The organism is Holdemania filiformis DSM 12042, from assembly GCF_000157995.1.
Classification (GTDB): Bacteria; Bacillota_I; Bacilli_A; order Erysipelotrichales; family Erysipelotrichaceae; genus Holdemania; species Holdemania filiformis.
In genome coordinates, this window is sequence record NZ_GG657562.1 from 166,388 (window position 1) to 185,943 (window position 19,556).

Consider the following 19,556-nt stretch of genomic DNA (forward strand, 5'->3'; position numbering starts at 1 on the left):
GAATCAACATGGCGGCCACTGTGATTGGATTGTAGAAATACGCGTCGATCAGATCGTCGAACAACACGCCGATGATCCCGGCCGGCACCACCGCCACGATGACTTTCAGCCACAGATCGATCGTACTGCGCTTTTCATAGGCGTTCTTACGCGGGGAAAACGGATTCAGCTTGTGGAAATACAGTAACAGAACCGCCAGGATCGATCCAAACTGGATGACGACCATAAACATATCGACGAATTCTTTATTGGCGGCCGCATCCGCCAGTACGGTCAGCGGCATCAGCTCATTGACCAGAATCATATGCCCGGTGCTGCTGATCGGCAGCCATTCGGTGATCCCCTGGACTATGCCCAGCACGATCGCCTTCAATAATTCTATCATCAGATTCACGGAATTCACTCCTTCACTGTTAACATCTTAGCAGACAGTCTTCGTTATTATACCATTGAAATACGGCGGACTCTACCTTTTCCGACGCTTTTCCAGTTTTTTTGACTCCGGCCGTCTTAATTTCGGCAATCCAGCTCCATGATATAATCGTCCATAAAGTAACCGCCGCCAATCGGTGTTTTTTCTTCGCGGAGGGTAACGAATCCCCATTTTTGATAAACCGCGATGGAATCGGCGTTAAAGCGATTAACTGTCAGCTGAATCCGGCCGGTTCCCGCTTTGGCTTCCTCCTTGAGAACCGCCAGCACCCGCGATGCCAGGCCCAGTCCCCGGGCCTCGGCCGCCAGATACAGCTTGCTTAAGAATAAGAAATCCGGCCGCCCGGCGGTGGCGACATAACCGCAAAGTTTACCTTGATGGAAAACGCCGCGGTAGCGATAGCCCTGGTTGGCGATCTGATCTTTCATCGCGCGCAGCGATTGGAAATGCTCTACCATATAATTCACCTGATCCACTCCCAGAATCGGCTCATAATGTTCATGCCAGATCGTTTCCGCCAGCTTGGCGATCTGTCGCAATAACGCCTCATCAGCGTCCAATAATTCAAAAGCTTCCATGGTCTTTCCTCTTTCTTTCTGTATTTCCACCGTAGGCAGCGGTTACTGCGCCGCTTTCCGCAGCTCGGTTTCCCGCTGCTTTTCCAACGTCCGCCGTTCCAAATCCAATAACGTCCGTTTGATCTGCAGCCCTCCGCCGTACCCTGTCAGCGAACCATCCGCGCCGATCACCCGGTGGCAGGGGATGAAAATCGGAATGGGATTGCGATGATTTGCCATGCCGATCGCCCGCAGCGCCTTCGGTTTGCCAATGCTTTCCGCCTGCTGCTTATAAGTACGGGTTTCCCCATAGGGAATTTCCATAAGGGCCTGCCAGGCTGCTTTCTGAAACTCGGTTCCTTCCGGATGCAGTATCAGCTCAAACGTCTGCCGTTTTCCTTCCAGATATTCCTGCAGCTGCGTAAACGCCTGCCACAAACAAGCGGTTTCCGCAACTTCACATTCCTCGTCTTCCGGGAATTCCTGTTCAAAATCAACTCTTACAATTCGTTCATCCCGTTCTTCAATCCGGATCATTCCCAGCGTCGTCCGGCGGTAAAAACAAGCGCGCATACGGTTCCCTCCCTCATTTTTAAGTGACTTCCTTCCGCAGAGATTCCAAACAAAACGACGATGTTGAAAGACCAGCGGATTTCACTGCTTTTATTTTACTCTAGCAACGCCCAAAAGAAAAGCCTTGTGCGCGGCATTGGGATTTCTCAGTCCGAAATCGAACTTTAGAGAAAACTCAGAAAAAGACGCCTGGAAACCATGGGTCCCCGGACGTCGGTAAATCATCTCTTAGCTGAAATAAACCAGGTCGTCTTTTAATTCCTCTGTCGGCTGCAGCGACTGAACATGCGGAACGACCAGATTCCGCTGATATTCCTCATCATATTCCACTTCAATTCGAGCGGTGATGACAATCCATTCATTGAGCACCAGCTGAACCGGCTTGGCGCACTTGCACAGATAGCCGATCAACGAGGTATCCTCCGCGCAGCAGACCATCGCGTAACGCCCCATGACAAACGAACGCTTATCGTTTTCCACATGAACGACTTTGCCCTTAAACCGCACAACCTTGCCATCGTATTTATATGGATGATCCAAGGCGTCCATATACCACAGGCCATAATCATCGTCCTGAATGTCGATCACCGCGGCATTGAGATCAAAGGGGAGATCATCCTCCGGCAGGTCGTTGATTCCGCCGTCAACGGATTCATAGATGATCTGGGCGCCTTTGTTGATCGCTTTGATATTGCTTCGCAGAAATGATTTCTTCGTGTTGGAATCACAGCGGTTGATCAGAATCATCTCGGAATGCACCAGCTGATCATACATCAAAGACCGCATATTATTGACGTACATCATAAACGTCTGCGCATCGACCGTGGAAATGATCTGAACTAACATCCAGTTGATGGGAAATTCCATGTCGAGAAATTCGGTCACGCTCCACATGCCGTTAAACTCGATGAACACCTGCTTCGGTCGGTATTCCTGTTCCAGCTTTTCCAGATAATCCGCCGTCAGTTCTTCCTTGTCCTCCACCGTTACAAGAACGGAATGAGTTTGTTTTAAAAACTTTTGATCAAACTCCACTTCACCTTGTTCGCACGCCAGAATCAGAGTTTTCGAGCCGTCGTTGAATTCCGGATCGGACAGCGTTTCCTTCATCATCGACGATTTGCCGCTCTCCAAAAATCCGGTAAATAAATATACAGGAACGTCCATAACTTACCCCTTTACATGAAACAGTCCGGCCAGCTGAGTTTCGTCAAGCTGCGAACCGATAACGCACAGCATTCCGGCGACAGCGGCCGCCCCCCGGCGGATTTCGCATTCGCCAGGAACCAGATCGAAATGCAGCCAGGTTCCATCCGTGCAGGGAACAATTCCCTTTGCGCGCAGAACCGTGCCGGTTACCGAGCCCTCAGCGATCTGATTCAACGTCTGGCGCAGCTCATCCTCTGCATAGACGTGCGCGGTCTGAACACCCCAGCTGGTAAAGACCTCGTCCGCATCATGTCCGTGATGATGGTGGTGATGGTGATGATGGCCGCATTCACATTCCTCGTCGTGATGGTGATGATGGCCGCACTCGCATTCCTCATCATGGTCGTGGTGATGGCCGCACTCGCATTCTTCATCATGGTCGTGGTGATGGCCGCACTCGCACTCTTCATCATGATCGTGGTGATGGCCGCATTCACATTCCTCATCGTGGTCGTGGTGATGTCCGCACTCACATTCTTCATCATGGTCATGGTGATGCGGCAGACAATCATCCTCCTTCATCAGCTGCTCCATCAGTTCCTTCTGTTCCATCGCTTCCAGAATCTGCGCGCCGCTGACCGCATCCCATGGGGTCGTAATAACGACCGCCTTCGGGTTCTTTTCCCGGATCAGCGCCAGGCATTCCGCCAGCTTTTCTTCGCTTAATTTCTGTGTCCGGCTTAAAACGATCGTGTTGGCATGTTCGATCTGGTTGTTGAAAAACTCACCGAAATTCTTCATATACAGCTTGCATTTCGTCGCATCCGCAACTGTGGTAAAGCTGTGCAGTTCCATCCCGGTTTCAGCCTGAACTCCCTGAACAGCGCCGATGACATCCGACAGTTTGCCCACACCGGATGGTTCAATAATAATCCGATCCGGCTGAAATTGTTCCGCGCATTTTTTCAAGGCTTCCGCAAAGTCGCCGACCAGACTGCAGCAGATGCATCCGGAATTCATTTCCTTGATCTCCACGCCGGCTTCCTTTAAGAACCCTCCATCGATTCCAATCTCGCCAAATTCATTCTCAATCAGCACCGTTTTCTCTTTTGGAAAACCTTCCTGCAACAATTTTTTGATCAACGTTGTTTTTCCTGCGCCGAGAAATCCTGAAATAATATCAATTTGTGTCATGATTCATCCTTCTTTCCTTCTGTTTTTATCCGCAGATCTTGATTTCTGATTCCGCCGGAGTTTTCCTTTTCCAGATTCCTCTCCGGCCTGGTCTGTGTTCCTTATTTTAGCACTTTCCGTTTGGAAATGACAGGCTTCTGCCTGTTCAGTTTCGATTGTTGACCAAAATTCCGTTCTCCATTCGTCTGTGCTATACTTATTTCAAATCAAGGAGGGATGCAATAGTGAAAATCCGATGCGAACACTGCGGCGGCGACCTCACTAAAACTGTGCGTTCCGCCTTTGCGCGCTATGACGCCGGACCGCTGGAATGTCCCGACTGCCATGCTTTTCAATCACGGAGCCTGACGCCGGCTGATTTCCTGATCGATCAGCTCGCAACGCTGTCCTGCATGCTGGGGTTAATTTTGCTTCTGCCTGTTTTCGCTCAGATTCAATCTGAACTGCGGGCTTTCGTAAACCTTCTGTTATTGGGCGGCGGTATTCTGGTTCTGGATCAATTTCGGTTTCTGCTTTACTGTTTCCCTCCTGTCGTAGCCCGACCGTACTCCCCGCAGGAGCAGCTCAAGAATCAACATCGTTTCAACCTTATCCGGCTGATTGGCATCAGTGCGCTGGTGTTCTCGCTCGTTTACTTTCGCACCCTGTCATCGGTCATCGTTGTTTTAATTGTCTGTCTTATTTATACGGTCTTCCGACTGCTTATGCTTTTCCTGCATAGAGCGATGTCGTCAAAATAATACCAGGTTGGAAACTGCCGGAATCGAAGCTGCTCAATGACGCTGTTCCCGCGTTGAATCTGTTTTCCAGCGGGAAATGTATCCGATCATTTGTCACTGCCTCGCGGCCTTGCGGCGTGAAATAACGCTATATTCAGGCTTTAGAATATGGTACAATAAAACAAGGTGATATCCATGAAAGTTAACTGTGAAAGCTGCGGGAAGCCGATTACCGCCCAGGTCAATTCCCTCTTTGAACAATTCGAGCCGGGCCGCGTTGTCTGTCCGCATTGTCATCATCAACAAAAGCGGTATATCAGCGAAGCCGATCTGTTGATCTATTTCTGCTTCAGCGCTGTGCTGTATTCGATCGTGCTGGTTCTGATTTTCTTCTTATTGAACTGGAAGATGCAGGCCTGGATTCTAATCCTGGCCGTCGGTTTGTTTGCCGCCGCCTATTTCGCGATGAAGTATGGCAGCGCAATGTTGTATGAAAAAGCTTATTTCAAGCCGGACATCAAAAACAAAGTCATTCAGGAAGACGTCAATACCGTGCGCAAACGTTTGAAAACTCAGTTCATTCTGTTTATGCTCGTCGCGTTCATGTTTGGTACGCAGCCGGAATTTATCCCCTTCTTCTTCATCCTGATCGCCGCCTTCCTCGCGCTGACCGTGATTAAAGTTCGCTTGGCTATACGCAATGAAAGAGCCCAGAAGTAATTCCGGACTCTTTTTAGTTGGTCTTGAATTGGATGGTTGAATCTCAGCTTATTTCTTCGCTGTGTATTTACGGATATCCAGTGCGACCGCCACGATAATGACGATGCCCTGCACGATGAACTGATATGAAGTATCGATCCGCAGATACTGCATCGACGTCTTCAATAATTCGAAGACAAGAACGCCTAACAGAATTCCAGAAACCTTGCCGACGCCGCCGTTGGTGGAAACGCCGCCGATTGTACAAGCCGCGATCGCTTCCAGCTCATAGCCCAAACCGAGGTTAACCGAAGCGCCGCCGGATTTCGCCGCTAACAAGAAACCTGCCAGACCATACATCAGACCGGCCAGCGTGTAGATTTTCAGCTTGGAACGATTGACGTTAACGCCCGAAACCTCCGCCGCGTTTTCATTACCGCCGATCGCGTACATATATTTGCCATACCGGGTCTTGTTGTAAAGGAACCAGAAGATCAGACCTGCGGCAATCGCGATCAAAAACAACCATTTAAAACTGAACTTTCCGACAGTGAAGATCGCATTCGTCGCCACGCCGGTGAAATCAGAACGCAGGCCGCCGATCGGATCCGCGCCCGAATAAACGAGGTTAATTCCGTAAACGATCGTCTGCATACCCAGCGTTGCCAGAAACGGCGGAACTTTCAGGTAGGCGACAACACAGCCGTTAAGCAGACCGAAGAACGCCGTGATCAACATGACGATCAACAGGACGACAACTAACGGCATCTGCGGCAGATTCTCAAAGAATTTCGCGGTATAATCCGGACGCTGCAGCAGCGTACAGGCGATAACGCCGCCAAATCCTACCATTCGGCCGGCCGACAGGTCAGTACCCTTGGTGATCAGACAGCCGCTGACGCCCAACGCGATGATGAACCGCGGTGTGACATTGGTGATGATATTGCTGTAATTCGGGCCGCTGAAGAATCCCTTGCGGGTGAAGCCGACAAAGAGAACCAACAGGACCAGGAGTATGACGATCGCGTTATTGCTTAGAAAATCGGTGACTTTTTTCTTATTGAATTCCATAACAGTCCCTCTCCTTACATATATTTAGTCGCCAGACTCATGATTTCCTCCTGAGTCGTGGTCTTACTGTCAACGAAACCGGTGACGCGACCTTCGCACATGACCATGATCCGGTCGCTCATGCCGATCAGCTCCGGCATTTCACTGGAGATCATGATAATTGATTTCCCCTGTTTGGCCAAGTCGGCGATAATCGTATAAATTTCATACTTCGCGCCGACGTCGATGCCGCGGGTCGGTTCGTCCAGGATCAGGATTTCCGGGTCGTTGGCAAGCCAGCGGGCAATGATGACTTTCTGCTGGTTGCCGCCCGACAGCGACTGAATCTGGGTTTTTGTGCTCGGCGTTTTAATGCTCATCTTATCGATGTTGTCCTTGACTAAGCTTTCCAGCTTTTTGTTGTTCAGGACGACGCCGTAATCAATATATTTATCCAGTGAAGCGACGCCGACATTGTCGGAAATCGACAGCACGCCGAAGATTCCGGTTGCCCGGCGATCCTCCGTCAGCAGCGCGATGCCCTTTTTGATTGCGTCCCGCGGATGATGGATCTTGATCGTTTCGCCCTTGTAGGTAACCGTGCCTTTTTCAATATGCCGCACGCCGAACAGCCCTTCCATCAGCTCGGTCCGCTGCGCGCCGACCAGACCGCCGATGCCCAGGATCTCGCCCTTCTTTAATTCAAAGGTCACGTCGCGGAAGCTGCGCGGATCAATCGAAGTGAAGTTTTCCACTTTCAGAACCACTTCGCCCGGTTCGTTAAACCGCGGCGGGAACCGGTTGGTCAGTTCGCGTCCGACCATCCGCTGGATGATCAGATCTGTCGTCAGCTCATTCGCCGGCCAGGTGCCGACATAGGTGCCGTCGCGCATGATCGTGACTTCATCAGAGATTTTCAGAATTTCTTCCATCTTATGAGAAATATAAATAATCGATACGCCCTTCGACCGGAGCTTATTAATGATATCGAACAGTCCCTCAACTTCATTTTCAGTCAGCGACGATGTCGGTTCGTCCATGATGACGATCTTGGCGTTCACGGAAACCGCTTTGGCAATTTCGACCGACTGCATCTGCGAAACGGACAACGTCCCCAATTTCACCTTCGGATTAAAGTCCAGGTTGACTTCTTTCAGCAGCTCTTCCGTTTCCTTATACATCCGCGCATGATCCACAATTTGTACCGGACCGATGTTTTTCATCGGATAGCGGCCGCAGAAAATATTTTCAGCGATGCTGCGGTCCGGGATCGGCTGCAGTTCCTGATGAACCATCGCGATGCCCCGATGCAGCGCGTCGTTCGTATCCTTGATATCCACTTCTTCATCGTTGAAAATAACCTGTCCCTCATCTTTTTTGTAGATCCCGAACAGACATTTCATCAGTGTGGATTTGCCCGCGCCGTTTTCGCCCATCAAGGCATGCACGGTTCCTGGGCGGACATTCAGACAGACGTGATCGAGCGCTTTGACGCCAGGGAAGCTTTTACTTATATTTTTCATCTGTAAAATATAGTCGCTCATTCGTAAATCCCCTTCCTCTTAATAATCCAGAAAAATTAAGTGTGCGCGAAGGCACACTTAATTTTCGGATTCTTTCTGCTTATTTGTACTGTGCTACGTTTTCCGGCGTGACCTTAATGTAGTCGATCCAGTAGTAAGCGTCCAGCTTTTCGCCATTGATCGCCTGGACTGTGCAGTCAACCGCTTTGTGCGACTGATTGATGTGGTCGTTCAGAACAGTGCCGGTCATGCCGCCAGTGGAAACTAAATCCATCGCTTCTGCCAGCGCGTCAACGCCGACCAGATAGATGTCTTCACCGACCTTACGGCCTGCCGCTGTGATCGCCTGCGCTGCGCCTAACGCCATTGCGTCGTTGTTGCAGAAGACAGCTTCGATCTTATCGCCATACTGTGTTAAAGCGTTCGCTACGATTTCCTGGCCCTTTGCCTGATCCCAATCGCCGCGCTGTTCGTCTAATTTTTCAACTTTCAAGCCGGAAACTTCCTGATACTGGGAAATGGAGAATTCCGTGCGGTATTTCGCGTCAACATTTTCCGGATCGCCGACAACCATGACATACTGTAAGACGCCGTCGCCGTTCAGATCGCCCTTGTTCGGCAGATCAGCGATCAGTTCACCCTGGAATTTACCGGACTGACGAGCGTCAGCGCCGACATAGGTGATCATACCCGGATCCTTCTTCATATCTTCTTCGCTTGGTTCACGGTTGATGAAGATGCAAGGCTTATTCGCCGCTTCGCACTTGTCGATAACGGTCGCTGCGGATGTCGCCTGAACCAGGTTGATGATCAGCGCGTCATAGTCCTGCGCGATGAAGTTGTCGATCTGGTTGGTCTGTTCGGCCATGTCGCCCTTGCCATCCTGAATCGTGACTTTGTATTCGACTTCGTCCGTGTTCAGCGTCTTGAAATAGCTTTCGATTTCCTTACGATACAACGTCATGAAGTTATCGTCGAATTTGTAGATGGAAACGCCGACATTATAAACCTTCTTGTCGGTCCCGGCCCCGCCGTCATCCGTCGGCTTGTCATTATTACCGCCGCCGTTGTTGGAGCATGCAGCAAGGGATAATACCATCAATGCTGATGCAAGAAAAGCAAATAGTTTTTTCATCTTTTTCCCTCCGTATAGCTTCTGTATACGCTTACATTCTATGCCGTTATAAGGGCCTGTGTCAACAAACCAAGATAAACTTTCCGGTTGTTTTAACTAGTTTTAGTAAACTTCTGATTGTGAAATCGTTAAAATTATAGCTCAAAAATGGCTTATTGAATGAGTTTTTACCAATTTTAACCAGTTGTAACTAAAATGTAAGCGTTATCAGTTTTAGTAAAACTATCAGTTCAGGTTAACTGATTTAGTAAATTATTTTGACTTGTTCACTTAAATTCGTTAGAGTAAGTTTGAGAGAGAGTTGATAACTATGTCTACGATCAAAGAAATCGCGCAGCAAGCGGGCGTATCCGTCGCCACGGTATCGCGGATACTCAACTATGATCCAACGTTGAAGGTGGCGGAGCAAACGCGCCAGCGGGTATTTGATGAAGCCAAGAAACAGAATTATATCAAACGGAAAATCAAAACGAAAAATAATTATAATCCGATCCGGATCGGCATTGTGCAATGGTATTCGATCGAAAAAGAACTGAACGATCCCTTCTATTTGTCCATCCGCATCGGCGCGGAGAGCTATCTGAACCAGAATAACATTGAAATGATTCGTTCCTTCCGCGGTGATCCGGATTTTTTAAGCAAGCTTTCGATGCTGGACGGCCTGATTTGCATCGGTAAATTTTCGCCCCAGGAAATCAGCGAATTCCGCAAGCTCACCGATAAGGTCATCTTCGTCGATCTGTTCATGCCGAAAATCTTCGTCAATACCATTGTCATGGATTTTCGCACTGCGGTTTTGGAAGGCTTGGAATACCTTGCCAGTTTGGGCCACACACGCATCGGCTTTCTGGGCGGCATCGAGCATACGAGCGACGGTGAAATTTACTTTGAGCAGCGCTATCACTATTATCAGGAATTCTGCCGGCAGAAAGGCTGGGACAACAGCCGGTATGTCCGGCGCGATCAGTTTTCCGTCGAATCCGGGTACGCGATGATGCTGGATCTGATCGGAGCGCATCAGGTGCCGACCGCGCTGTTCTGCGCCAGCGACGCCGTCGCAATGGGCGCGCTGCGGGCGCTGCATGAAAACAACTACCGCGTTCCGGAGGATGTGTCCATACTCGGTTTCAATAACAACCAGAACACCGCTTATACCAATCCCCCGCTGACCACAATTTATGCGCCGGCCCGGCAGATGGGAGAACTGGCCGCGCAGTTTATCACGCAGTTTGCGACGAAGGAGAAAGTTTATCCCATGCAAATCATGCTTCCCTGCTCCCTGATCCTGCGCCAATCCTGCACTCAGCCGCGCTCCAAAAAAGAATGAATGAGAAAACCCGCCGGTCAGGTTCACTTGAAACCCTGCCGGTGGTTTTTATTTTCGTATCCGGCTGAAACATCGTTAGCGGCGGGCGCCGGCTTCTGATGGCAAGCCGCGGATTTCACCCGCTTCCTATCAAATTCCGGCTGTCCTATTGAACACGTCCGACAGGAAATACCTGTTGGTATTCTCGTCATAACTGCCGCAGTTTCTTGGAAAATTCCATCGTTGCTTCTCGTTCACTCTGCTTTTTAAATCAGCCTGTCCCGCACCGCGTTTTCAGCTCAGTTTCTAAATGAACTTGAGGATTGACTTTCAGTCGTTCTTTCTCAGGCCTGAGGATTCACCCAAAAAACTAGGACATAAACAAGAAAAATCCGGAGCTTTTACAGTCCGGATTTCAGTCCTTCTTCCTTGATGCTTCACATTTATTTCTTTTCTGCGGCAGAGGGCGCATGCTTACAGTTTAGATCGTTCTGCCCCAGCACAGCGTACAGCTGATCGACTTCAAAAGGTTTAGGCAGAAAATCGTTCATGCCGGCGGCCTTCGCCCGCTCACGATCCTCCTGGAAGGTGTTCGCCGTCATCGCGATGATCAACACCGTCTGAGCGTCGCTGCGCGGCAGCTTCCGCAGCCGCTGCGCTGCCGTTAAACCATCCATCACCGGCATATTGATATCCATGAGAATTATGTCATAATACCCTTCCTCATGCTCCGCGAACAAATTCAGCGCGATCTGGCCGTTTTCAGCCCGGTCGACCTGTATCTTTTTCCGTTCCAGAAGCTGAATCGCGATCTCAGCGTTGATATCGTTATCTTCCGCTAATAGAATCCGCAAGCCTTCCAGCTGTCCCTTTTGAGGAACTGCGTACTCAGGCTCCTGCAGCGCGGCTTCCTCGCTAATCGGCAGCTCGATTGAAAAGAAGAATTCCGAGCCTTTGCCCACTTCGCTGCGGACTTCCAGTTCACCGCCCATCAGCTGCACCAGACTGCGGCTGATCGCCAGCCCCAGCCCTGTCCCCGGGGTTTTCTGATCACGGTTTCCCCCTTGTTCAAAAGAGAGGAAAATTTTCTTTAAATCGGATTCATTGATTCCGATTCCTGTATCCTGCACGCTGAAATACAAAATCGACCGGCCTTCCTGCCCTGCGGATTCGCGCACTTTCAGCGTCACTTTTCCATGACTCGTAAATTTGCACGCATTGGATAACAGATTGGTCAGTACCTGGGAAATCCGCATCGCGTCGCCGCAGAAACAGGCATGCTCAAACTGCGTGTCAAAGAGCAGCGAGTTGCCGTTAGTCTCTGCCTGCATTTCAAAGATATCCAGCATGTGATCCAGCAGCGGCCCCAAGGCAAAGGGCTGCGCCAGGATCTGCATTTTTTCATTTTCGATTTTCGACATATCAAGCGTATCGTTTAACAGCGTTAAAAGAAATTGCGAGGATGTTTCAATTTTTGTCAGATTTTCTTTTAAAGCCGGCGTGGCTTCCTCCGACATCAGCGCCAAATGCGTCAGCCCGATGATCGCGTTCATCGGCGTGCGGATTTCATGCGACATCCGCGAGAGAAAATCAGATTTCGCCTGGCTGGTTTCCACGGCCTTCTCCAGCTGCAGCCGCATCATCCGGGTTTTCAGCTGAAACCGATAGTAAATTAATATGCCCAACGCTGCCAAAGCGATCAAACCGGCACAGAACAAGACGACCATCATCGGGTTGGAATAAACCAGAGACTCCAGCGTCGCCGTGCTCTGGCGCACCTTCAGCAGGTTCTCTGAGATCAGATTTTCACTTTCTGAGGTTGAAAAATTATGAATCGACTTGCTGAAAATCGAATAAAGCAGTACGTTAGCCGGAGAAGGAAGGGCAAAAGCAATCTCCTCCTGGACGTTATTCATCGTGATCAGATTCAGGTTGGCGTAGTATTTGCGCGAATAAAGATCCTCAACAAAAGAAGCCGGCAGCCGCACATAATCGGCCTTTCCGTTATTCACCGCATCTAAACATTTTTCATAGGAATCATAAGTCAGAATCGTATCGCCGTTCTGCAGCGGCGTCCCCGACAATCCTGAAGGCACGGCCATGCGCATCGGCTGCGACGTCCCGGTCTGCTTGTTCATCAGCGCGACCATGTCCAGTTGGGCATAGGCCGGCGTCCGTGTCCAGCCGGTTTGATCGGCGACCGTATCGTTATCCAGATAAGCCCCGATCAGATCCGCCTGACCGGTTTTTACCAATTCTCCCATCTCTTTGTAGGTCGCGGCGTAAACATATTCAAAATGAAGCGTCGTGCGTTGTTCAATCAACTCCAGACAAGCCGGGATAATCCCGTGGATTTCTCCGTTTTCTTCATAGAACAGGGGATAATTATTCTTCAGCACTGCGACGCGCAAAGTCGGCGACGAACGCAGATAAGCCATTTCTTCTTCCGTGAAATCGATCGCGTTGGCGTAATCCGCCGTAAAATATTTTTCGTACAGCTTATCGGCGAAATTCGGATCCGCGGAATAAATCGCGTTCATAGCTTCATTGAGCTGTTCGCACAGATCAGGCCGGTTCAGCGTGGTTACCATATAATAGGAATCCGCTTCAAACCGGGCCGCTACGTTATAGTTTTCTTTCAGGTACACATCGCTGCCCAGAAGCAGGTCCACTTCGCCGTTGTCCAGACATTGCGTATAGGAAGCCGCGTCATCGTAATAAACCAGCTCGCATTCCAGATTATTAAAATTCAAAAATTTCTGCAGCCGTTCGATTTTGCTTGTCGCTTTGCGCAAAACACCGATCCGCTTGCCGTTGAGCGTTGTGTAATCAAAGCTTTTGATTGATGTGTCGCTTTGTGGATAAATCAGTAAGTTATAGTTGGAACCCATTACGTATTCCGGATAGTTAAACATCGCTTCATAGCCGTCATAATAATACATGCCGCCCATGATATCGTTCTCTCCCGCCATGAAATCTGTCAGCAGCGTGTCCGGATCCCCTGTGACAAACTCGTACTTCCAGCCTGTGTACTTGGCTATTTCATGCAGCCAGTCGTAAACCAGACCACCATAGGTACCATCCTCATAAACTTCGTTCAAACCCGGACTGATCGGAAAGGATACTTTTATTACCTCGCCTTCCGGCTCCCCGTCATTCTGATCCGCTGCGTTTTCTGCGAACAGCGTCAGCGGCGTCATTAAATTACTTACCAATAAGGTGAGGATTCCCAAAATGAATAGTTTCCACCAATTTCGCATAATTTTCTCCTTTTTTGCATCCTCTGCCCTGAAAAAAAACAATTTTCCCGCAAGATCCTAGTTAAGTCTTATTTTATGCTATTCCCGATCAATTTGAAATAGTAAAAGCAACTTTCAATTATATTTCATTTCGTGAATAACCATTTTATTCATTTTTTTACGATTATTGGGAAAGCGGAAAACGGAAAACGCGTTCCATCACCGCAGTATTGGGCAACTTATCAAATAAAAAATCACGCTGCGCAGAAGCACAACGTGATGATCTTTTATTTACGGCCGCAGTCCGGAACCGCCCTGCAGTGTAATGGTTTCCCCGCTGATATAGGACGCGTCCTCGCTCGCCAGGAAAAGACAGGTTCTTCCGATATCCTTCTCCGCGTCGCCAAACCGCCCCAGCGGCACGCCTTTGATCGTCTTGGCGTAAACGTCCGGATATTCTTCCTTCCATTTTTTCAGCTGCTCAGTTTCCACTAACGGACAGACAACGTTGACGTTAATCCCGTATTCGCCCCATTCTGTCGCCGCCACCCGGGATAAACCGCGGATGCCTTCTTTTGCCGCGGCATAAGAAGACTGACCCAGCCGGCCGGCTAACCCTGCGCCGGAAGCGAAATTAATGACGCTGCCCTGCGTTTCTTTCAGATAAGGGAACGCGGCGCGCATCATGAAGAACGTCGCGTACAGGCCGGAATTGATCGCCAGATCAAAGTCCGCCTTGGTGTGATCCGCAAGCATCACGCCGGATTTGGAGGCTTGCGCATTGTTGATCAACACGTCCAGCCGGCCTGTCATTTCAATCGCCTTAGCGACGACTTTCGGCGCGGTTTCTTCCTGGCCGAGATCGCCGGCGACATACCCGACGCGGATGCCGTAAGCCGATTCTAATTTCTCTTTCGCGGCCGCCAGCGCGGATTCCTGACGTCCGGTGATCACGATGTCGGCGCCTTCCTTCGCAAAGGCGGTCGCTACGCCAAAGCCGATGCCTTTGCCGCCGCCGGTGATGATGACGGTTTTTGATTTCATTTTCATAAGTTCTTCTCCTTCTATAAGTTATTTTGACGGCGAACGGTCAGTCCGCCAGCTTAATTCTCAATTTTTTCAAAAGCGGAAGCCGGTGCGCTGCAAATCGGACAAATAAAGTCCGGCGGCAGAATTTCACCTTCATAGACATAACCGCACAACAAGCAGCGCCAGCCGCCGGCCTTCTTCGGTTCCTCCTGATAGCTCGGCGCGTTCTTCGGCGTCTTGCCGTTCTTGACCTGATGATAGTATTCGTAGGTCATCACCGGCTCGTTATCCAGTACTTCGCAGCCGGCGACTTCGGCGATAAACATCACGTGCGTTCCCAAATCCACTGTTTTGACGACCTTGCAGGAAAAACGGGAAGCCGCATGTTCTTTCACAAATGGCAGACCCTGTTCGTCGATACCGCAGTCCAGTCCGCTGAATTTATCCAGATCGCGGCTGCAGTGAAAGCCGAACCGGCCGATCAGTTCCATCGTGGCGCTCTGTTCTAAAACCGCCACGGCGAATTTTCCGCTCTTTTCAATCATTTGTTCCGTCGCGTTATTTTTGTTCAACGTCACGCTGACCTGCGCCGGCGAGCTGGTCACCTGATTGAATGTATTGGCGATACAGCCAGCCTGTTTGCCTTCGTTCTCTGTGCTGATGATATACAAACCATAACTAAGTTTGAAAAATGCTTTCGTATCCATCGTTGCCCTCCTTAGTCGATAATGATTATCATTTTCTATTAACATTATCTTCCATTCAGATCTGTTTGTCAACAAATTTAAATACAATTTTATTTTCAGAGTTTAACAAGTTGAAAATCCACTTTCCCCGGTCAACGCCGAATGATTTCTCTTTCGTTATCCCCGTTGATTTCCTTTTTAAACCCGCCCGGATGGAATTCAAATCTGTCTGGCGCGGAAGAAACAACAAAAAAGCAGAGCGTTTCCCAAACGTCCTGCTTCGTTAATCTTCTGTTATGTCCCTCTGTTCCTCAGTCACAAGACTGAAGCCTTACTGACGCTGACGAGTCAGCTGTCCTGTTTCATCGCTGAACCGCAAACAATTTACAGTGCGGTTCCTTTCTTCGGGATTGAGAAACGGCTGACGTCAACGCCCTCCCGCTGCAGCAGCTGGATTTTCTTTTCCGACCCGCCGGCGTATCCCGTCAGACTTCCGTTTGTGCCGACGACCCGGTGACAGGGAATGATGATCGAGATCGGATTGTGTCCGACTGCACCGCCGACCGCCTGCGCCGACATCGCCGTCAACCCGGACTGCCGGGCCAGCTGACGGGCGATTTCCCCATAGGTTGTAACCTCGCCATAAGGAATTTTACACAGGATTTTCCACACTGCCTGCCGGAATGCACTTCCCCGGGGCGCCAGACTTAATTCACAGACCGCAGGCTGTTCCCCCGCGAAATAGCGGTCGAGCCAATCCGCGGTCTGAGCGAAGACGGCACGATCTGATCGTTCCTGCGCCGCTTCCCGCAGCGAGCCGCAATAATACTTCTGGCCTTCCAGCCACAGCCCGATCAGCTGATTCTCATTCTCTGCCAGAAGCAGGTCGCCGAGCGGAGAAGCGTAATGCGTGGTATAAATCATATATAAGTCGTCCTTTCCAACGTTCTTCTTACGCTTGTTAATGCCTGCGGAGAGCCGGATCATTTCCGTGCCTGCGTTCGCGGCGTTTTGGACTTTGTTCGTTGGGGATTCGCCTGTTTTGGCGCGTAGTCCTTCATGCCTTCCACTGCCCCGCCGGCGACCGCCCACAAATACAGACTGGCCACACTGCCGTAGGGACTGAACCGGCGGCGGTATTTTTCAAACAATTTCCGATCGATTTTTCGGTGATGATACACCATCCGCAAGCCGCGCAGGATTGCCAGATCGCCATAGCTGAACACATCCGGCCGCTGCAGGCAGAACAACAAAATCATTTCCGCGGTCCACACGCCGATCCCCTTTAACGAAACAAGCTGATCGATGATCTCCTTGTCGGAACACTGCGGCAGCTGCTCCAGATCCAACTCGCCGGACGCTGCTTTCCGCGCGCAGTCCTCGATATACTCCACCTTTTTAAACGTCATGCCAAACCCCTGCAGCCGCTCGGTACCGGCTGCCAGAATCGTTTCCGCGTTGATTTCGCCCAGATCCTCCCGCATCCGCCGCCAGATCGTCTGCTGAGCCTTGGTGGAAATCTGCTGCCCGACGATATGATGCACGATCGCCGAAAACAAATCGTCATCGACGGTTCGCTCGATCGGGCCGATCTGATCGATAATCGCGCCCAGTTTCGGATCCCGCTGCTTTAAATATTGAATTTCCGTTTCCCCGTAGCGGAAAATCGGTTCTTTCCCTTCGCCCATTCTGCGTTCCTTTCTTTATTTTCTTCTTTTATCATTGAAATCTGGAAGTTTCAGCTTTGAAACGCGCCGTTCAGCAACTCTTCCGCTTTCCAACCCCGCGCAAGAGCCGCAGATTTGAAAGCCTTTTATCCCATTTTCCTGCATTCTGTGTTTTTTCCTGACGATAAATCAAAAACAGACACAAACCCAGACACCCCATTCCCGCTAGCCAGAACGGACGGTTCCACTGCACAAACAAATGAATCCGATCCCAGCCCTCAGTGATTTTAGAAATATCCGGAATCCACTTCTCCGCCTTAAAGAAATAATAGTCCAGCTTCTGAACTGGCAGCATGCTGCCGTAAAAGCCCAGCAATAAAAGGCTTACAACTCCGGCGGCACGATCCTGCCGGCCTGGCCGCCAGATCAACACCAGACCTGCCAGCGCCATCACGATCAACACTGAAATCACGACTGGATAGAGCTGCGACAGGCGTGTATAGCTTTGCGGCGGCAGTTCTGCCCAATCCCACCGCAGAGTCTGCTTGAATACGCTCAAGGACAGGATCAGACTGCTCAGCGCCATCCAGATCAGCGACTTGACCAGTTTGATCCAGCCGGAAGTATTGGCGTACCATTTTAACTTCCAATTCAAAAACAAGAACGCCGACAACGATACCAACATCCCCGGCAGCCACATCGCCTGCGTCAGCAGCGATTGAACCTGCAAAACAACCGGATACTGCATCGCGTTCTGCAAGGCAAAATAACAGGAGTTCACTGCTCCAGTAAACGGCACTGGTCCTACATACCGCAGCAGCGACGGATAAATTCGCTGGGCCGCAAGCTGCGTCACGAAAAAGAATCCAGAGCCGCTGTAAATCATACCGCTGAGTTTGTTCATCGGCAGCCGCAGCATCACGATGATCAGCCCCAGAATCACAAGCAGCGTCAACCCCGTCAGAGCCAGAAGCTGACTCTGCTGAGGCTGCAGCCGCCGCGCGATTTCCACAGCGAAAATCAATACCAGTCCGATTCCGATGATGACCTGCGGCTGCTGAGCAAACCGCATCCCCGGCTGTTTCCTTGTTCTATGACCTAAAATTTCATCCGTCGTGACGCCCAGACTGTCCGCCAGCTTGGGCAGCAGCGTAATTTCCGGATAACCCTCGCCCCGTTCCCATCGGGAAATGGCGCGGTTGGTGACATTGAGCTGATCGGCCAGCTGCTGCTGCGTTAAATTCCGCGCTTTGCGCAGCTGAGCGATTCGTTTTCCCATGGCTTCCGCATCCATTCTTAATCCCTCCTTTTCCTCGCCTTTATTGTACGAAGGACGGCGGGTTCAGCACAATCCACGCCTGCTTGACTTTGTCCATGAGTCATGGATTTCCATCTGTTTTTGCCGCGGGCTTCTGTTTTGCGCAACGCTATTCGTAGGTTCCCCGCACCCGCAGCTGCTTGTCTTTCATCATCAGCTGTCCGCGGGCGATCACGGTATCGATCGCCAGATCGTTGTCCAGCAGCACGATATCCGCATCCATGCCTTCCCGCAGCCGGCCCTTGCGTTTTAACTGCAGGGCGTCGGCAGGATTGCTTGTGACGTAACTCAGCGCCTCGGCCAGATCGAAATCATTTTCCTTCACCATCCGCACAAACTGTTCATGCAGCGTCTTGACGCTGGACACGCCGATCTGGGTCAGGTTGCCGCGCGCATCATAATTAGACCAGCTGCCCTGGCCATCCGAGCTGATCGTAATCCGGCGGGTATCCAGCCCCCGTTGTTTCGCTAGCGCGATCTCCTCGCCGCAGCTCTTTTCCTTACGGGAGCCGGCAGTCAGATCGATCCACCCGCCCAGCTCCAGAAAGTCCAGCGCCTGTTCAAACAGGACTGGATTGCGCGTCACATGCGTCGGATGGAAAACCTTCGCCGGGATCGCCGTCTGCTTTATCGCGTCGAACACCTTGTTCAAGCCCTGCGGATCGTCCCCCATGTGCAGCGTCACAATCCCCGCCTTGCCGGAAAGCATCCCCGCGACGCGGACATCCGAAGCCAGCCGGATCAGCTCTTCCAGCGTCACATTGGAGCTGCGGTGATCGGCCAGCGCCAGCTTCACGCCGAGAATCTCGTCGATAAACAGAATGTCTTTTTTCACATCGCCCGTCAGCGTCACACTGGGATAGCTGTACGAACCGGTCAGGCAATAGACACTCAGTCCTTCCTCTTTCAGCGCCTTGGCTTTGGAAACCAGATTTTCCACCGATCGTGAAAACCCGTCTGTTCCCAACAAACCGACGGCCGTCGTAATTCCGCCTTCGATCAAGGAAGAAAGCTGAACCTCCGGCGTTTTCGTATGGAAGCTGCCTTCGCCGCCCCCGCCGGTGATGTGAATGTGCTGGTCGATCAGACCGGGAACCGCGATCTTTCCGCGCGCATCGATCTCCTCCGCCTCCCCGCAGTCGAGATGCTGCGCCATCCTTACAATCTCGCCGCCGGCGATTAAAATATCCTGGCGTCCCGCAAACTGCGGGGCGTAAACGTCTGCCTGTCGTAAAACAATCATAAATGCCTCCTGTTTTTCTTTCATTTTATCACGACA

Annotated in this window: 18 protein-coding genes; 3 read left to right on the top strand and 15 right to left on the bottom strand. The window is 50.8% G+C overall.

The features are described 5' to 3' along the window. From HOLDEFILI_RS16650 to HOLDEFILI_RS16670, 5 genes are all read right to left on the bottom strand, one after another. Positions 1-385: undecaprenyl-diphosphate phosphatase (locus HOLDEFILI_RS16650; protein WP_006061054.1), on the bottom strand; the 385-nt coding region annotated here is incomplete at its 3' end. Positions 386-510: 125 nt separating this feature from the next. Continuing rightward, complete coding sequence (locus HOLDEFILI_RS16655; RefSeq protein WP_039865348.1) at positions 511-1,011, bottom strand: GNAT family N-acetyltransferase; 501 nt, start codon at positions 1,009-1,011, stop codon at positions 511-513. Between the two features lie 42 nt (positions 1,012-1,053). Then, complete coding sequence (locus HOLDEFILI_RS16660) at positions 1,054-1,563, bottom strand: methylated-DNA--[protein]-cysteine S-methyltransferase (RefSeq protein ID WP_039865350.1); 510 nt, start codon at positions 1,561-1,563, stop codon at positions 1,054-1,056. Positions 1,564-1,791: 228 nt separating this feature from the next. After that, complete coding sequence (locus HOLDEFILI_RS16665; RefSeq protein ID WP_006061057.1) at positions 1,792-2,730, bottom strand: TIGR03943 family putative permease subunit; 939 nt, start codon at positions 2,728-2,730, stop codon at positions 1,792-1,794. A gap of 3 nt (positions 2,731-2,733) precedes the next feature. Then, positions 2,734-3,906: a CobW family GTP-binding protein gene (locus tag HOLDEFILI_RS16670; RefSeq protein ID WP_006061058.1), complete on the bottom strand. Its 1,173-nt coding sequence runs from the start codon at positions 3,904-3,906 to the stop codon at positions 2,734-2,736. A 224-nt stretch (positions 3,907-4,130) separates the two neighbouring features. On the opposite strand from HOLDEFILI_RS16670, the gene HOLDEFILI_RS16675 reads away from it, so the two are divergent. Together HOLDEFILI_RS16675 and HOLDEFILI_RS16680 are read left to right on the top strand one after the other, a co-directional pair. Further along, positions 4,131-4,646 (top strand): hypothetical protein, encoded by a 516-nt coding sequence (locus HOLDEFILI_RS16675; RefSeq protein WP_039865353.1) that lies wholly within the window; start codon positions 4,131-4,133, stop codon positions 4,644-4,646. A gap of 174 nt (positions 4,647-4,820) precedes the next feature. Next, a complete protein-coding gene (locus HOLDEFILI_RS16680; RefSeq protein ID WP_006061060.1) occupies positions 4,821-5,345 on the top strand; it encodes an LIM domain-containing protein in 525 nt (174 codons plus the stop codon). Positions 5,346-5,393: 48 nt separating this feature from the next. Here the strand turns inward: HOLDEFILI_RS16680 and mglC are convergent, their stop codons facing one another. The 3 genes from mglC to HOLDEFILI_RS16695 form a co-directional block, all read right to left on the bottom strand. Further along, complete coding sequence (gene mglC, locus HOLDEFILI_RS16685; protein WP_006061061.1) at positions 5,394-6,395, bottom strand: galactose/methyl galactoside ABC transporter permease MglC; 1,002 nt, start codon at positions 6,393-6,395, stop codon at positions 5,394-5,396. 14 nt (positions 6,396-6,409) lie between these two features. Continuing rightward, positions 6,410-7,918: a sugar ABC transporter ATP-binding protein gene (locus HOLDEFILI_RS16690; protein WP_006061062.1), complete on the bottom strand. Its 1,509-nt coding sequence runs from the start codon at positions 7,916-7,918 to the stop codon at positions 6,410-6,412. 79 nt (positions 7,919-7,997) lie between these two features. Next, positions 7,998-9,032 carry a galactose ABC transporter substrate-binding protein gene (locus HOLDEFILI_RS16695; protein ID WP_006061063.1) on the bottom strand — a complete coding sequence of 345 codons (1,035 nt, stop codon included), beginning with the start codon at positions 9,030-9,032 and terminating at the stop codon, positions 7,998-8,000. Between the two features lie 310 nt (positions 9,033-9,342). Here HOLDEFILI_RS16695 and HOLDEFILI_RS16700 point away from each other — a divergent pair, with 310 nt between their 5' ends. Next, a complete protein-coding gene (locus HOLDEFILI_RS16700) occupies positions 9,343-10,359 on the top strand; it encodes a LacI family DNA-binding transcriptional regulator (protein ID WP_006061064.1) in 1,017 nt (338 codons plus the stop codon). Between the two features lie 422 nt (positions 10,360-10,781). On the opposite strand, the gene HOLDEFILI_RS16705 is transcribed toward HOLDEFILI_RS16700, so the two are convergent. The 7 genes from HOLDEFILI_RS16705 to iadA form a co-directional block, all read right to left on the bottom strand. Continuing rightward, complete coding sequence (locus HOLDEFILI_RS16705; RefSeq protein WP_083787655.1) at positions 10,782-13,598, bottom strand: ATP-binding protein; 2,817 nt, start codon at positions 13,596-13,598, stop codon at positions 10,782-10,784. A 270-nt stretch (positions 13,599-13,868) separates the two neighbouring features. Then, positions 13,869-14,627 (bottom strand): SDR family NAD(P)-dependent oxidoreductase, encoded by a 759-nt coding sequence (locus HOLDEFILI_RS16710; RefSeq protein WP_006061067.1) that lies wholly within the window; start codon positions 14,625-14,627, stop codon positions 13,869-13,871. A gap of 53 nt (positions 14,628-14,680) precedes the next feature. Beyond that, positions 14,681-15,313, bottom strand: coding sequence for a flavin reductase (locus tag HOLDEFILI_RS16715; RefSeq protein WP_039865355.1), 633 nt, complete (start codon positions 15,311-15,313; stop codon positions 14,681-14,683). A gap of 363 nt (positions 15,314-15,676) precedes the next feature. Then, positions 15,677-16,216, bottom strand: a complete 540-nt coding sequence (locus tag HOLDEFILI_RS16720; protein WP_039865480.1) for a methylated-DNA--[protein]-cysteine S-methyltransferase — start codon at positions 16,214-16,216, stop codon at positions 15,677-15,679. Positions 16,217-16,275: 59 nt separating this feature from the next. After that, a complete protein-coding gene (locus HOLDEFILI_RS16725; protein ID WP_006061071.1) occupies positions 16,276-16,980 on the bottom strand; it encodes a DNA-3-methyladenine glycosylase family protein in 705 nt (234 codons plus the stop codon). A 70-nt stretch (positions 16,981-17,050) separates the two neighbouring features. Beyond that, positions 17,051-18,253, bottom strand: coding sequence for a helix-turn-helix domain-containing protein (locus tag HOLDEFILI_RS18615; protein ID WP_006061072.1), 1,203 nt, complete (start codon positions 18,251-18,253; stop codon positions 17,051-17,053). Positions 18,254-18,386: 133 nt separating this feature from the next. Next, entirely contained in the window at positions 18,387-19,520 is a 1,134-nt protein-coding gene (iadA, locus tag HOLDEFILI_RS16735; RefSeq protein ID WP_039865356.1) for a beta-aspartyl-peptidase, read from the bottom strand. Between the last annotated feature and the right edge of the window lie 36 nt (positions 19,521-19,556).

Coding starts and splice junctions, on each gene's coding strand:
- HOLDEFILI_RS16655 (WP_039865348.1), bottom strand. CDS start 1,011: ATGGAAGCTTTTGAATTATTGGACGCTGATGAGGCGTTATTGCGACAG.
- HOLDEFILI_RS16660 (WP_039865350.1), bottom strand. CDS start 1,563: ATGCGCGCTTGTTTTTACCGCCGGACGACGCTGGGAATGATCCGGATT.
- HOLDEFILI_RS16665 (WP_006061057.1), bottom strand. CDS start 2,730: ATGGACGTTCCTGTATATTTATTTACCGGATTTTTGGAGAGCGGCAAA.
- HOLDEFILI_RS16670 (WP_006061058.1), bottom strand. CDS start 3,906: ATGACACAAATTGATATTATTTCAGGATTTCTCGGCGCAGGAAAAACA.
- HOLDEFILI_RS16680 (WP_006061060.1), top strand. CDS start 4,821: ATGAAAGTTAACTGTGAAAGCTGCGGGAAGCCGATTACCGCCCAGGTC.
- mglC (WP_006061061.1), bottom strand. CDS start 6,395: ATGGAATTCAATAAGAAAAAAGTCACCGATTTTCTAAGCAATAACGCG.
- HOLDEFILI_RS16690 (WP_006061062.1), bottom strand. CDS start 7,918: ATGAGCGACTATATTTTACAGATGAAAAATATAAGTAAAAGCTTCCCT.
- HOLDEFILI_RS16695 (WP_006061063.1), bottom strand. CDS start 9,032: ATGAAAAAACTATTTGCTTTTCTTGCATCAGCATTGATGGTATTATCC.
- HOLDEFILI_RS16700 (WP_006061064.1), top strand. CDS start 9,343: ATGTCTACGATCAAAGAAATCGCGCAGCAAGCGGGCGTATCCGTCGCC.
- HOLDEFILI_RS16705 (WP_083787655.1), bottom strand. CDS start 13,598: ATGCGAAATTGGTGGAAACTATTCATTTTGGGAATCCTCACCTTATTG.
- HOLDEFILI_RS16710 (WP_006061067.1), bottom strand. CDS start 14,627: ATGAAAATGAAATCAAAAACCGTCATCATCACCGGCGGCGGCAAAGGC.
- HOLDEFILI_RS16715 (WP_039865355.1), bottom strand. CDS start 15,313: ATGGATACGAAAGCATTTTTCAAACTTAGTTATGGTTTGTATATCATC.
- HOLDEFILI_RS16720 (WP_039865480.1), bottom strand. CDS start 16,216: ATGATTTATACCACGCATTACGCTTCTCCGCTCGGCGACCTGCTTCTG.
- HOLDEFILI_RS16725 (WP_006061071.1), bottom strand. CDS start 16,980: ATGGGCGAAGGGAAAGAACCGATTTTCCGCTACGGGGAAACGGAAATT.
- HOLDEFILI_RS18615 (WP_006061072.1), bottom strand. CDS start 18,253: ATGGATGCGGAAGCCATGGGAAAACGAATCGCTCAGCTGCGCAAAGCG.
- iadA (WP_039865356.1), bottom strand. CDS start 19,520: ATGATTGTTTTACGACAGGCAGACGTTTACGCCCCGCAGTTTGCGGGA.